This window comes from Bacteroidota bacterium (assembly GCA_016718825.1).
Classification (GTDB): domain Bacteria; phylum Bacteroidota; class Bacteroidia; order J057; family JADKCL01; genus JADKCL01.
This window is the reverse complement of the sequence record JADKCL010000044.1, coordinates 13,499-27,795: the sequence shown is the minus strand read 5'-3', so window position 1 is coordinate 27,795 and position 14,297 is coordinate 13,499. Positions and strand designations below refer to the sequence as shown.

6 protein-coding genes, 2 tRNA genes and 2 rRNA genes are annotated in these 14,297 nt (G+C 52.0%); 7 read left to right on the top strand and 3 right to left on the bottom strand.

All coding sequences use genetic code 11. The annotated features are described in order from the left end of the window. The first annotated feature begins 113 nt into the window (after nucleotides 1–113). From IPN95_27300 to rrf, 4 genes are all read left to right on the top strand, one after another. Nucleotides 114–187: transfer RNA gene (locus IPN95_27300), tRNA-Ile, on the top strand. 77 nt (nucleotides 188–264) lie between these two features. Further along, a tRNA-Ala gene (locus IPN95_27295) sits at nucleotides 265–338 on the top strand. A 213-nt stretch (nucleotides 339–551) separates the two neighbouring features. Beyond that, nucleotides 552–3,393: ribosomal RNA gene (locus IPN95_27290) — 23S ribosomal RNA — on the top strand. A 100-nt stretch (nucleotides 3,394–3,493) separates the two neighbouring features. Further along, nucleotides 3,494–3,605: ribosomal RNA gene (gene rrf, locus IPN95_27285) — 5S ribosomal RNA — on the top strand. Nucleotides 3,606–4,435: 830 nt separating this feature from the next. Here rrf and IPN95_27280 read toward each other — a convergent pair. From IPN95_27280 to IPN95_27270, 3 genes are all read right to left on the bottom strand, one after another. Then, complete coding sequence (locus IPN95_27280) at nucleotides 4,436–5,764, bottom strand: hypothetical protein (GenBank protein ID MBK9453056.1); 1,329 nt, start codon at nucleotides 5,762–5,764, stop codon at nucleotides 4,436–4,438. A gap of 167 nt (nucleotides 5,765–5,931) precedes the next feature. Continuing rightward, nucleotides 5,932–9,156, bottom strand: a complete 3,225-nt coding sequence (locus IPN95_27275) for a gliding motility-associated C-terminal domain-containing protein (protein ID MBK9453055.1) — start codon at nucleotides 9,154–9,156, stop codon at nucleotides 5,932–5,934. A gap of 68 nt (nucleotides 9,157–9,224) precedes the next feature. Further along, nucleotides 9,225–9,719, bottom strand: a complete 495-nt coding sequence (locus IPN95_27270; protein ID MBK9453054.1) for a hypothetical protein — start codon at nucleotides 9,717–9,719, stop codon at nucleotides 9,225–9,227. 115 nt (nucleotides 9,720–9,834) lie between these two features. On the opposite strand from IPN95_27270, the gene IPN95_27265 reads away from it, so the two are divergent. The 3 genes from IPN95_27265 to IPN95_27255 all read left to right on the top strand — a co-directional run bounded on the left by IPN95_27265 (nucleotide 9,835) and on the right by IPN95_27255 (nucleotide 13,765). Next, nucleotides 9,835–11,439 carry a S8 family serine peptidase gene (locus IPN95_27265; protein MBK9453053.1) on the top strand — a complete coding sequence of 535 codons (1,605 nt, stop codon included), beginning with the start codon at nucleotides 9,835–9,837 and terminating at the stop codon, nucleotides 11,437–11,439. A gap of 142 nt (nucleotides 11,440–11,581) precedes the next feature. Further along, on the top strand, nucleotides 11,582–11,743 hold the full coding sequence (locus IPN95_27260; GenBank protein MBK9453052.1) for a hypothetical protein: 162 nt from the start codon (nucleotides 11,582–11,584) through the stop codon (nucleotides 11,741–11,743). A gap of 228 nt (nucleotides 11,744–11,971) precedes the next feature. Then, entirely contained in the window at nucleotides 11,972–13,765 is a 1,794-nt protein-coding gene (locus IPN95_27255; GenBank protein ID MBK9453051.1) for a hypothetical protein, read from the top strand. Nucleotides 13,766–14,297: the final 532 nt, after the last annotated feature.

Sequence of the window (14,297 nt, the reverse complement as noted above, 5' to 3'; positions counted from 1 at the left end):
TGTTCGTGCAGTGTCGTCTCTCTTGTCTCAATAGCATAGCTTTGGTACCGCGCTGCGGTACCGGGGGATTCTGGAGTCTGGGGCATGGTCGCTTCACGGGCGGCTTGGCACCGGGGCTTGTAGCTCAGGTGGTTAGAGCGCGACACTGATAATGTCGAGGTCCGTGGTTCGAGTCCACGCAGGCCCACGAGGACAGAGCGGGAAAGCAGTGTGAGTGAGGAGAATGAACCCTCTTCACCCACACTCCACCCTCGCACTTCTTCCGGGGGATTAGCTCAGCTGGCTAGAGCACCTGCTTTGCAAGCAGGGGGTCGTCGGTTCGACTCCGACATTCTCCACTAAAAACAGCATGCGTACGGTTCGGTACATCCGAGCCAGGGATCGACCCCTTCCCGGGGCCCCTGGCAGAAACGGACTATGCGGCGCAGCTTTGGTTATTTGACGTACGGCGAAGGGAGGAAGCGGTTGTGCAGCGATGCACGACCGGGCAAAAGAAATGTATTCGAGCGTTTGGCAAGGCCTTGCCTCGGACGCCCCAGGCGGGCGTCAAAGAGAAAGCAAGGTAGGGCGCACGGTGGATGCCTAGGCATACAGAGGCGAAGAAGGACGCGGTAAGCTGCGAAAAGCTGTGGGTAGGCGCAAACGGCCTTTGATCCACAGGTGTCCGAATGGGGAAACCCTTTAAGTCCGCAAGGACGGCGAACCCCGTGAACTGAAACATCTAAGTAGCGGGAGGAAAATAGAACAATAGTTATTCCCAAGTAGCGGCGAGCGAACGGGGAACAGCCCAAACCAGGGGAGTCTCGGCTTCCCTGGGGTTGTAGGCGGGCATAATGGATCCATGAACGAGACCGGAGGATCGTTGGAAAGCGGCGCCAGAGAGGGTGACAGCCCCGTACGGGAATCGAGGTGGCCAGGCCCTGTCCCTGAGTACCGCGGGACCGGAGAAATCCTGCGGGAATCCGCCAGCACCATCTGGCAAGGCTAAATACTACTGTATGACCGATAGTGTACCAGTACCGTGAGGGAAAGGTGAAAAGCACCCTGGACAAGGGAGTGAAATAGACCCTGAAACCGTGCGCCTGCAATCAATCGGAGCCACTTCGGTGGTGACGGTGTGCCTTTTGCATAATGAGCCTACGAGTTGCTCCTCGGCGGCAAGGTTAAGTCCTTAAGGGACGCAACCGAAGCGAAAGCGAGTCTTCACAGGGCGTGAAGTCGCCGGGGGCAGACGCGAAACCTTGTGATCTACCCATGAGCAGGATGAAGGTTCGGTAAAACGGACTGGAGGTCCGAACGAGTAAACGTTGAAAAGTTTTTCGATGACTTGTGGGTAGGGGTGAAAGGCCAATCAAACTGGGAGATAGCTCGTACTCCCCGAAATGTCTTTAGGGACAGCCTTGTGTATGAGTGTCACGGAGGTAGAGCTACCGATAGGGCTAGGGGGCCTCACCGCCTACCAAACTCTGACGAACTCCGAATGCCGTGACATGCTCCACAGGAGTGAGGGCGGGGGTGCTAAGGTCACCGCCCGAGAGGGAAAGAACCCAGACCACCGGCTAAGGCCCCAAAGTCTGCGCTAAGTTGAGCTAACGAGGTCCGACTGCAGAGACAGCTAGGATGTTGGCTTGGAAGCAGCCATTCATTTAAAGAGTGCGTAACAGCTCACTAGTCGAGCGGCCGGGCATGGATAATGATCGGGCATCAAGCGCAGCGCCGAAGCCGTGGATTGTACAGCGATGTACACCTGGTAGGGGAGCATTCTCGTCGCCGGGAAGCTGTGATGCGAGTCATGGTGGAGCGTCGAGAAAAGCAAATGTAGGCATGAGTAACGATAATCAGGGTGGGAAACCCTGACGCCGTAAGACCAAGGTTTCCTGATCAACGCTAATCGGATCAGGGGTTAGTCTGGACCTAAGGATAAGCCGAAGGCGATTCCGATGGACAACGGGTTAATATTCCCGTACTGTTTGCATTGCGATGGAGGGACGCAGGAGTGACACTGCCGCCACGAGACGGAATTCGTGGTTAAAGGGTGTAGGGAAACCGAAGCCCGACAGTACCGCAAGGCCCCGGCCGAGCGGATAGTGCAGGTAATCAAGCTGCCTAGAAAAGCTCCTAAGCTTCAGATGCAAATACCAGTACCGTAAACCGACACAGGTGGTCGAGGAGAGTATCCTAAGGCGCTCGAGTGATTCACAGCTAAGAACTCGGCAAATTCGTCCTGTAACTTCGGGAGAAGGGACGCCTACCCTCGCGAGAGGGAGGCCGCAGTGAAGAGGCCCAGGCGACTGTTTAGCAAAAACACATGGCTTTGCGAATTCGAAAGACGACGTATAAGGCCTGACACCTGCCCGGTGCTGGAAGGTTAAGAGGGGGGGTCATCCGCAAGGAGAAGCTCTGAATCGAAGCCCCAGTAAACGGCGGCCGTAACTATAACGGTCCTAAGGTAGCGAAATTCCTTGTCGGGTAAGTTCCGACCTGCACGAATGGTGTAACGATCTGGGCACTGTCTCGGCTGTGAGCTCGGTGAAATTGTACTGCCGGTGAAGATGCCGGCTACCCGCAATGGGACGAAAAGACCCCGTGAACCTTCACTACAGCTTTGCATTGACAACGGGCCAGGATGTGTAGGATAGGTGGGAGGCTGCGAACCGGTATCGCCAGGTATCGGGGAGCCAGCGGTGAAATACCACCCTTCCTTGCTTGTTGCCTAACCCCGTGAGGGAGACAGTGCATGGCGGGTAGTTTGACTGGGGTGGTCGCCTCCAAAAGGGTAACGGAGGCTTCCAAAGGTCTGCTCAGCACGCTTGGTAACCGTGCGTAGAGTGCAATAGCATAAGCAGGCTTGACTGAGAGACTTACAAGTCGCACAGGGTAGGAAACTAGGGTATAGTGATCCGGCGGTACCGCGTGGAAGGGCCGTCGCTCAAAGGATAAAAGGTACTCCGGGGATAACAGGCTGATCTCCCCCAAGAGCTCATATCGACGGGGAGGTTTGGCACCTCGATGTCGGCTCGTCACATCCTGGGGCTGGAGAAGGTCCCAAGGGTTCGGCTGTTCGCCGATTAAAGTGGCACGCGAGCTGGGTTCAGAACGTCGCGAGACAGTTCGGTCTCTATCTATTGCGGGCGTTAGACGTTTGAGAGGGGCTGGCCTTAGTACGAGAGGACCGGGTCGGACGAACCTCTGGTGCACCTGTTGTGACGCCAGTTGCAGCGCAGGGTAGCTATGTTCGGAAGAGATAAGCACTGAAAGCATCTAAGTGCGAAACTCGCCTCAAGATGAGACGTCTTTATAAGGGTCCTGGGAGACGACCAGGTTGATAGGGTGTAGGTGTAAGCGTGGAGACATGCTCAGCCAAGCACTACTAATTACCCGTAGCTTTCCCCCGCCGCGTGGAGTCCGCGGCGAGGCCAAGCCAGACGCAAGAAACATTTTTCAATTGCCCAAATAAAACGCTTCCTCCCATCCCATGCGCCATCAAGACATTGATGGTGGCTTTAGCAAGGGTGTCCACCTCTTCCCATCCCGAACAGAGAAGTTAAGCCCCTTAGCGCCGATGATACTGCAGTAAAATGCGGGAAAGTAGGTCGCCGCCACTTTTTCATACACAACCCGTTCACCAAAAGTGAACGGGTTTGTGCGTTTTATGCCCCACAAGGGACCGTAGCACCCGATTGAGCCGGTGGCTTCCCATTTGAGCCGGTGGCCTCCGGCCACACGGCTATCGACATCACGCCTCCGGCGGAATTTCCAAAGATCTCGGTTTGGTCTTGGTTTTGCCTTCTGGGGATAACGATCTTCAACCGCCTGCCTCGGTATGAATTTCAAGATGTTTGGTTTTAATCTTGGTTATGCCCGGTGGCAATCAGGATATAAAGCAGTCCGCCTCCGGCCCTTCGGAGATTTTGATGCAGCATCCAAATCTCCGAAGGGCTCTTACAAAGCCACCACGAATGGTGAAGGTGCCCTGAATTGCCACGGAAGATCTTGGTGATTCAGCTTAGTATATGCCGATTCGAGAAAAGTAGGATGGGACTATCTGAAGCTACAACGGCAATGTGAATGGATTGGTAGTGTCCTTTGATTCCAGTGAATCGATGACGTATGGGAACCTTCGCATTGTCAGACAGCAACATTTTCAAGAGGACAACGAATTCCAATGCGTAGCGCAGAGCAGGTAACGGGTTCACGGAAATGCATTCCGAGGTCTGCTGTCCTGAGAATCTACTGGATAGTTGAGGAATGGCTAACGGGCGGCATTTGATATCCCACGCGATTTGGAACCAACAATAGCCATTGCCAGGATGCTCCGCTTGCCCAGGGTGGTCTCGATGCTATCATTGTAGCTTCATCAATAGGCCTACAGTCGAAAACAAAAAAGCCGCGAGTGGAACTCGCGGCTTTTTTGTATTGGTGACATTGTAGTGTGTTAACGCACGTTTTCGCAGAGGATTTCTGTTTTTGTAGGGTGAAAAAATAGCTTTTCGCTCGCGCTATAGTTGTTTCCATCATGGCGTTGAAACACACCAAATTGGTGCACCCAGCAACGCCCATTAGCGTCTTTGGTTACTACCAAAGCTTCCCTTTCCCTGCTAACGATAATGCCGCTGATATCATGACGTTTGATCGCCCAGTTGGGATAGAGGATGTTCACCTTTACGACATTGGCATTTTGGCCAGCGGGGGTGGTCAAAAATACTCTTTTAATATCCGCCTCAATAGCGGCATCGTTAGCACCTGCGGGTTGCATCGTTACTGTCGTGAGGTACTTCCCATAGTTTTTCTGTCGAATCTGCTCCATGTTCTCTTCTGAGCCACATTCGGCAATCGCTTTACGGGTATTGTCTAGTGCTGTTTTGTACTCCACATGACTTGGAAATAGTGCGCTATTTGATTCCCAGAAAATTTCAAGGGCGAGTAATTCGTCATAGCTTATCCAGTTGTCGCCCTTTCGATAAGCTTCAAATACCCATTTTTTGTGTTGTGCAACTTTTTCGTCATTGCTCGTAGCTTTTCTCGTGAGCTCGGCGAGAATATTATTGTCAATATAGCCAGAATGTAGTGTTTCTGCTTTCTTCGCAAGGTCTGTTCCAAGGAATTGGTTCAATTTTGCTTCCAAATCTTTGAGTTTCTGTCGATTTTTCAGTCTATCAGCTTCTTCATTTCCAGTTTGGACATTGCCTCTAAAACTGAGCAAACCAATAAATGCATTGTCATACGCAGTTCGAAAGTCATTCGCATCGTTTCGAGCTTGATCTTCATTCTTGAGATTGTTTTCCAAAAAGGCTACAAAATCATCAGACTCCTTTTGAAATTGGCTCGCGTCGTAGGTCGGATGGTTTTCCTTGAAGCTAGCAACTTCCCGTTGAATGCGGTATGCGATGTCTCCCTGATTGTAAACAGGCACTTGTCGCATCTGCTTAATCTCAGCCATACGCTTGTTCATGTTTTCAAGATCGATTTGTAACCCCATCGCATCCCGTTGGCTCGCCATCCTTGCCTTTGCGGCCTCGAGTGCTGCTTCATGTTTCTCCACCTTGTAGTCTGGAGCAGTTTTCCGCAACTGCTTCAGGTTTGACGTCGCTTGGGTAATGGTGTTTTCGTAAGTGGTACGATTGACGGTGTAATCCAGCCCATTCGCCTTGTTGATCGATGCCCAAAATGTCTTTTCGTACTGCGCTGCACCACTCGACAATGCCTGCGCATGGCCCACAAGGCCGATGAATGCCACGAATAGCAATAGAAATACTGTTCTCATAGTTGTCCCGATTTGGGTGTAAAAGGTAAAATGTTGAAAAAAGGTTTAATTGCCAGAAGGTGGTTTATTCCCCTAGGCCTAACAAACATAGCGTTTGGCAAGCACATTGCCAAACGCTTATGCAAAAAATACTTGTTCAGTAAATGCCCGAAGCAGCAGCGAGATGCTTATCGAATCAACGTCACACTGCCTTCCTTTTCCATTTCTTCGCCATTGTAGCCTTTCACCTTCACGCGGAAGACATAGACGCCTTCGGGGACAGGCAACCCTTCAAGATTGCCATCCCAACCTTGGCTGACGTCCTGACTGCGGAACAGCAATTTGCCCCAGCGGTCGTAGATGTCCAAGGTAAACGATTCGACAAATTCGCCAAACGAACTGAAATAGTCATTCAGACCGTCATTGTTGGGGGTAAATGCCGTCGGAATGTACAGCGTAGGCGGGAAGTTGACGCAAACTTCATTGGATTGGCTTTGCTCCGCGCAACCCGTGCCGTCGGAAATAGCGATGATGCGGTAACAAAGGCGCGCCTTGTTGACCACAGGATCGATGTAGGAAAACTGATTCGGAGAAACAGATTCCAAAAAGGTCGGACCAAACCCATTGGTAATCGGGGAATTGCGCCAGATTTGGTATTCTACAGGACCGTTGCCCCATCCGACAAATTCGGTCCAGTTGAGGGAGGATGTATAGTCCACCGGAATCGCATCCAACAAAATCGTACAAATCTGATCCGAGACCACCGAGGTATTGCCGCATCGATCCAAAACGGCCATTTGATAGCAATAACTATGCGCATCCGCCTGAACATCGATGACGTCTGAATAGGCAGTTGCCACCGTGGAGAAGAGCGTATCATGCGCCACAAACGCAGCTTGGTCATCCCGCTTCCTGTAAACGACAAAGCCTACAACGTCGCTTTCGACCGTTGCCTGCCAAGTCAAATTGATGCTTGCATCATTGTCCGCGACCGTCGCATTGCAGAAAGTCAGCGGCCCAGGCGGATTCTCAATGTGTGCAACAAGGACGGAATCATAGACGGTATTGCTCAAGCGGCAATCAAAGCTGTCGCGTCCCACCATCTTGATCTCAAAGACCTGATTGGCCAATTCGCAGGGAACTGTCCAACAGATCGTACCCTGCAACAAGCTGTCAGACAAGGTCGTGTAAGTGAGCGTCGGCAACGTTCCCGTAAACGGGGTACCATTCGCATAAAAGACTTCGATGTCATACAGCAACAACGCCGGGGTAACGGTATCCCGCAATTCGAAGGTGAAACAGAAATTCTCGTCGTCTTGCACATCGATTTGCTGATTGCCCGGGAAGTTGGGCCCAAGGTCATGGCTGATGAGCGGTTTGGGCTTGAAGGGTTCGTCCACGCGCACATACACCGTGTCCATGTCATAGGTGCGCAAGCCACAGGCATTTTCCTGCTCTCCACGAACGATAATTTTGATCAGTTGATCGACGCTCGGGCAACGCGGCGTCCAGCAGATTTCGCCGGAAATGCTGTCGGTATTGCCGGTAACCGAATAGCTGTATGGGTTATTGAGAATGGGAATCCAGTTTTCATCGTAAATATCAATGATAAAATTCACGCCTTGGCCTGCCAATACAGCGGTATCCAAAACGGCGATGTCAAAGCAGAAGGCTTCATTGACATTGGCCAAAATGGTGTCTCCGTTGGTCACATTCTGCGAAATATCGGTCTGAAGAAGGGGAGGCGGATTATAGGGATAGGGAATGCGGAGGTAAAGCGTGTCTGTGACCAAATTGGCCGGCGGACATTGGTAATCATCCCGCCCGATGATCTCAAACATGTAAACGCGGCCAAAATTGCAGAAGGTTTCCCAGCAAACCTGCCCGAAAACCGTGTCGCCTACAAAGGTAGTCGTGACGGTTTGCACCTGTCCCAAGAGATTGCCCAGCGTATCCTTGAGCAGGCATTGGGCAAAGAGATCCCCTCCGCCAAAAGTGTCCACCAAGGTGAAGTTGAAGCAGAAATTCTCTTGCACGCCCAATACGATCGTATCGCCAATCATCGGGAGGCTACCCGTACTGCTAGTCAGGATCGGCGGGGCCGGAATCGGTGGCAACACCCTGATCCACACCGTGTCGAAGACGATGTTGTAGTTGGGACAATCGTTGACATCGCGCGCGCTGATGATCATCGGAACCAAGTCTCCGACGTAGTCGCAGGATGGCCGCCAACAAATCGTTCCTTGCACGGGTGGCGTGGTGCCATTCGTTTGAATCGTCGCATAAGGAGGTGGAAATCCGCCATTGCCGCCAAAGCTCACACTCAAAGGTGTGACTTCGATGTTGCTCGGCAGTTGCGTATCCAGCACGTTGAATTCGTAGCAGAATGGACGGCCTGCAAGCACGAGAATCGTATCGCCATTCGTATTCAGGCCCGAAAGATTGTGGGTAAGCACAGGCGCCGGACCCTGAGGCCTACAAGCGATCACATGGAACTGAAAGTCACGTTTGTTTTCGCTGAGCAGGTTGCCATTCCGGTATTCCCGCACAGAAACACACATCACATAGATGCCGTTGTTGGCGGGGAAAGCAGCCAAATAGCCGGTCGTGGGGTTGATGCTGGCAAAGCTCCCTGGCCCAAAAGGGTTGCTTGCGCTATGTCCAGGGGCGTATTGAACAGGCAGATAGGGTGGAGGCCCCATGGGGTTCAAAGCATCAATTTGTGGCGGAAGCGTTGACCCACAAACGGGTTGCAAGCCGCCGTCGCCCGTGCCAAGCCCCTGCGAATTGATTCCGGTGAACGGGGTCGTGATCGCGTAGGCCAATGAATCGCCATCCGCATCGGTCGCCGAATAGTCAAAATAGTAGGTTTCACCCGCACAAAGAAATACCGACGGGGTATTGTTGAAGACAGGCATCGAATTGCAGGTCGCCAAGGCAGAACCAGGCACGTGGGCAAGAAAGGTGATGCCTTCGCATTCCGGGTTCAGAAAGTTGGTAATCACATTGTTACGGCAGCAACGCGTCCATCCGATATCATATCCTGCCGCAAGAGGGGGGAGGGTGATGGTGGTTTCGTAAGTACCTTCCTGCACACAGATATTGTAAGGTGTGGCAACACAGGCATTCCAATTTTCAGGTTGGATTTCAGGCGTCCAAGTTGGTGCTGGAACAAAATAGGTATCGTAAACACTCCCGTCGCTGCTGCGGAAGACGTAGAGCTCCAATGGATTGTCATATCCAGCGCCTGTATTCCCATTGAGACAATCACGGTACAATTTGAGTTGAACAGCATAGTTGTTCCCGCCTGTGCAGCGGTAAACAAGTTCTGCACCGGCGATATGAGAAGACTTCACGGAGCTTACCATGAATAGCAGGAGCACGGTAAGGAGAAGACTGAACTTTAATTTCATTGCAAAATCCCTGTTGCGGGTGTGAAAATGCTGCAAATTGAGTGCCAGCATCGTTTTTTAGCGAATATTCAAGGATAATTCAATACGGGCAAAGCCTCAAAGTCACTGACTATCCAAGTGCCGCTTTGTTTTCCAATTTGATAATAAATGACGGCACCGTGGGTAAATGCGGCGGGCAAATCGCTGGGCGGATTGTCAAATGGCACCACAGCCACGGGTCTTGGCGCCTCGCGCGGCCCAGGCTGACCGGGATAGGTTTCGGAGAATTTGACCGTGAAGTTGGTCACCCCCTTATGGGCAACCTGATGATTGGCCGTGTCGGAGGTCTGCGGAATCACGTTGAATCTTGGAAGCCAGCCCTTTTCGCGTTCGCCGATCCAGACCTTCTCGATCTTGACTTCCATGTTGGCCGGTTTGTCCAAGGTGACTTCGTACCTTTTTCCGCCCCCACTGCCCGCAGCACCGCCATGCCAAACCTGCGAAGTCGATTTGACCACCTTCGCAGTGCCTCCGCAACTCGCAAGCATCAGTGCCATCCAACAGAATATCAGCAGGTTTCGCATCGAATTTTCAATTTTTGAGGACAATTGCCAGCCTCCACTGCAAATTTGTGAAAATTTCCCGCTATAAGTAAGTAGTTTTCACGACTTTCGATTGCATAGTTTGCTGATGAATACAATGAAAAAATTCATTCTTTCCCTTGGCCTTTTCCTGATTTGTTGCGGTGTATTTGGCCAATCGAATGCGGTTTCTGAACGCTATTTTGTCTATTTCAAGGACAAGGATGTCAGCAGTTCGCCCATCGCTGATTTCCATCCCAAGGCATTGCAACGACGTTTCAAATCCGGTGTTGCCTTTCCGTTGATCGAAGACTTTCCGGTGCGCCAAGATTATATCGCAGCGGTGGGAAACCTTGTAGACCGCACGCGGCATTCGTTGAGATGGTTCAATGCTGTTTCCGTGGAGGCCACACCTGCACAAATTGAACAAGTGCGGCGATTGCCTTTTGTTTTTGCTGTGGAGCCTTTTGAGGACTTGGAAGTGCAGCTTGCTGAGGAATCCACCGATGCCGAATTGGCCAATGGGTCCTCGGACAGCGTTCAATTTCATCTGCTCTTCAATCATCAGCGGAATGCGGTCTCCATGGACTTTGTGGAGCAGCGCGGTTTGTCTGGTAAGGGCCTTTTGATCGCTGTATTTGACGCCGGATTTTCCGGGGTGGATGCACATCCTGCCTTTGCGCACCTTCGTGAAAAGAGCCAAATCAAGCTCACCAAGGACTTTGTAGGCGGCGGCGAAGACGTTTACGGGCATAGCGGACACGGTACGGCGGTGCTCAGCTGCATCGGCGGATTGTATGAAGGCAAGCGCATCGGAGCGGCGGTGGATGCCGACTTCCTGCTCGCACGTACAGAGCGCAACCTGCGCGAGGTCAAAAGCGAGGAAGACAATTGGCTTGCGGCGATGGAATGGGCCGATCAGCAAGGTGCCGACATCATCAGCAGCAGTCTCGGTTACGGCAAACCCCGCCATACCTACGCTGACATGGATGGCCAAAAGACCCTTGTTTCGCGTGCTGCCGCCATGGCGGTGCGCAAAGGCATCCTCGTCGTGAACAGTGCAGGCAACGAAGGTGCCGGCAAATTCCACTACATTTCTGCCCCATCCGATGCCGATTCGGTCCTCACCGTCGGCGCATCCTATCCCATGCTCTACTTTCGAATGCCATTTTCCTCCTTTGGACCCAATTTCAACGGCGTCCTCAAACCCGAAATTTCCGCTCCGGGATACGTCCTCGCAGCCAACAAAAAAGGTGGGTACAAACCGATCGGCGGCACCTCCTTTGCCTGTCCGATGATCTCGGGATTGGCGGCTTGCCTGATGCAGCAGTTTCCCGAAGCCAGCAACATGGAAATCAAGCAGCGGATCATGGAGGCCGGACATTCATATCCCTACTTTGATTACGCACTTGGCTATGGGGTGTTTAACATGGAGCGGGCACTGGAAGAGGCCTCGCCTGTCGAACCCACGTTTCAAACCGCCGTCAAAGGAGATACGACTTGGTTTTTGCTCGATCCGGTCGTTGTGAACCGCGACACGGCCACCAACAAAAGCGGCAAGCCGTTCAGCTACCGTTTTGTCAAGCAAGACGGAAAGTTATCGAGCTACCGCACCATTTTGGTGCTTGGTGGGATGTCGAGGTTTGGTCTGACATCGCAAAAACGCACGGAAGGGAAATTGGAGGCGTGGTTTCAAGGGTACTATTGGAAGGAAGGAAATTGAGTTCAGAGTTCAGAGTTTTCATGGTTATGCTAAGCGAAGCATCTCTGGGTTTGGTAGCAATTGATTCTGATCAATGAGGTACTGCGTTGTGGAGAGTGGAGAGTGGAAAGTTGAGAGTTAGTTCAGAGTTCAGGGTTCGGCTTTGGGTGGAGAGAATAACGAGCTGGGCCTGGCGATTTTGCTGGATTGGGTTGCTGTGTCAAATATCCGTGCTGCCAATATTGTTGGTTTGCTTGATGCTGCCGCGAATGTTGTCGTTGGAATCGAGCGCTTTATGAACAGGAAACTGACTTTTTTGATGTAGCGAATGGGAGAAATGGAATAATTTAGACAGCTCATTTTCAGTTGTTTAATTTTTATTTCTCCGAATCCGTATCCACCATGCATCAAAAACCCTTCATGTTTCGTACATTTCCATTGAAGTAGTAATTTTTCTCATACCCTTTTTGTTGTTCCCGACCATGGAACGAAAAATTCCCCCGCAGCGTCACTGCGGGGGATTCTATTTGTCGGCATTTCGTAGTTTTGCAACATGAGTCCCGAATCCGTTTTCCAAGCGCGCCAAACGCAGTTCAAATCCTCGATTGCAGCCATCCAAAAACAACTCGATCAAATCGCCTTGGTCCGTTTGGGGGTATTTCTCATGGCTGCAGGCGTTCAAATTGCCTCCTGGGGCTGGGGCGGTGCCTGGTGGTTGCTTTGTCTGATGGCCGGATTGATCGGATTTGGACTCACCGTAAAATGGAATGAAGCCGTCAACAAACGCCTGCGTTACCAACGCCTGTTGCTTCAATTCAACGAGGAAGAGGAGCGCCGGCTCAAGGGCGATCTCAAAGGGTTTGACGAAGGGGCAGAGTTCATCGATCCCGCGCATCCTTACACATCGGACCTCGATATTTTTGGAAAACATTCGTTGTACCAATTGCTGAGCCGCGCGACGACGGTGTTTGGCCGTGCCAAATTGGCCGAATGGCTCCAAAATCCAGTGGGAAAGGCCAAAGTGACCGAACGGCAAGAGGCTGGCAAACAAATGGCGCCGCTGATCGACTGGCGTCAGGAATTTCAGGCGATCGGAAAATTGCAGGATTCGCAGGGAGAAAATCCCGAGGTCTTGCGCAGGTGGATGCAGGAACCGGGATTTGTTTCGCAGCGGCCTTGGTTGGGTTTTCTGCCTTGGGTGATGATTCCGCTGGCGGCCGTCGAAGGGTTGCTTGAAATATTTGGACAGATTCCATCGGGGTACTTTTTCCTGATCATGGGATTCAACTTTCTTGTGAATCGGATGATCAATGGCCGCGTGCAACGGATTCAATCTGCATCCGAGGAACGTGGCAAATTGTTGGCTGCCTGGTCGGAAATGCTGGCCAAAATCGAATCCTTGGAGGTCTCTGCGCCTGCTGTGGCGACGCTGAAGCAGCGTCTCAGCACACAAGGCAGCCCGGCTTCGGCCGAGATTGCAAGGTTGGGCCGCATCGTCGGCAACCTCGAATTCCGGAACAGCGGCTTGCCGCATTTTTTCATGAATACCCTCTTTTATTGGGATGTCTTCTGTCTCAAGGCCTTGGAAAAATGGAAGCGTGAATTGGGCGAGCGTATCGTCGAATGGTTTGAGGTCATCGGCGAAATGGAAGCGCTCAACAGCCTCGCCGCGGTTCGGTTTGCATTTCCCGCTTGGACCGACGCTGAAATTGTCGAAGGTTCGTTTTTGCTCGAAGGAGAAGCGATCGGGCATCCGCTGATCGGGCAACAGCAACGCATCGACAATCCGATTTCACTCCCGGGAAATGGTGCGATTTGGCTTGTCACCGGCAGCAACATGTCCGGGAAAAGCACCTATCTCCGCACCGTGGGCCTCAACGCTGTCCTCGCTTTGACCGGTTCGCCGGTTTGTGCCAACAAGTTGCGCCTTTCGCCGATGGAAGTCGTGACCTCCATGCGCACGATTGATTCGCTGGAAGAAAACACCTCGAGCTTCTACGCCGAATTAAAACGCCTGCACAGCGTCATCGAAATCGTCAAGGCCAATCCCAACGTACTTTTCCTGCTCGACGAAATCCTGAAAGGCACAAACAGCCGCGACAGGCAAGCAGGAGCACGCGCATTGGTGCAGCAACTCCATAAATACGGCGGCTCGGGCCTCGTCTCGACCCACGACATCGAACTCGTCGACATGGCAGGGCAGATGCCCGAAGACATCCACAACTACAGCTTCAACTGCACCGTCACGCCCGACGGCCAATTGCATTTCGATTACACGCTCACCCCCGGGCAATGCCTCAGCATGAATGCGACCGCGCTCATGCGCGCGATGGGAATTGAGGTTTAAGGGAATTGAGAATTGAGAATTGAGAATTGACATCACGAAACGGTGTCTCTTGGACGTAGTTCGCGCAAGCAATGCCTTTGAAAAAGGAACGCCAATGAGTAATCAGCGCAGCTAATGGAGAATCAATGTTGTTGATTTGATTTTTCGGCATTGCCCCGTAGGGGGTAAAGTATGGTAGATCAATTAAATGCAAGCATTTTTCCGTCCGTCGGCTCGGCCGAGGGCCGAGCCGACGGACGGTTGAAAATTCCATGGGAACGTTGATCTACCATACTACACCCCCTACGGGGCAAAGAACATTAACTGGACAACATTGAATTGACAAACGAAGTTCAGCGCAGCGAATGCAACATCCAACTCCGTAATATTCAGCTGCCTTCGAACGCTATCATTGCCTTTTCGATTTTTTGGCAGCTTCGAACCGAATACGTAATCCCGCCCATCCGCGAATCCTATAACATTCGCGCAATCTTCTGTAATCCATCAACTTGGCATTTCAGCAACCTTTGATGGCGGAGGCTGGAGAGGAATG

Excerpts from the sequence above, each read along its gene's own strand:
- IPN95_27265 (MBK9453053.1), top strand. The coding sequence starts at position 9,835 with ATGAAAAAATTCATTCTTTCCCTTGGCCTTTTCCTGATTTGTTGCGGT.
- IPN95_27270 (MBK9453054.1), bottom strand. The coding sequence starts at position 9,719 with ATGCGAAACCTGCTGATATTCTGTTGGATGGCACTGATGCTTGCGAGT.
- IPN95_27280 (MBK9453056.1), bottom strand. The coding sequence starts at position 5,764 with ATGAGAACAGTATTTCTATTGCTATTCGTGGCATTCATCGGCCTTGTG.
- IPN95_27275 (MBK9453055.1), bottom strand. The coding sequence starts at position 9,156 with ATGAAATTAAAGTTCAGTCTTCTCCTTACCGTGCTCCTGCTATTCATG.
- IPN95_27255 (MBK9453051.1), top strand. The coding sequence starts at position 11,972 with ATGAGTCCCGAATCCGTTTTCCAAGCGCGCCAAACGCAGTTCAAATCC.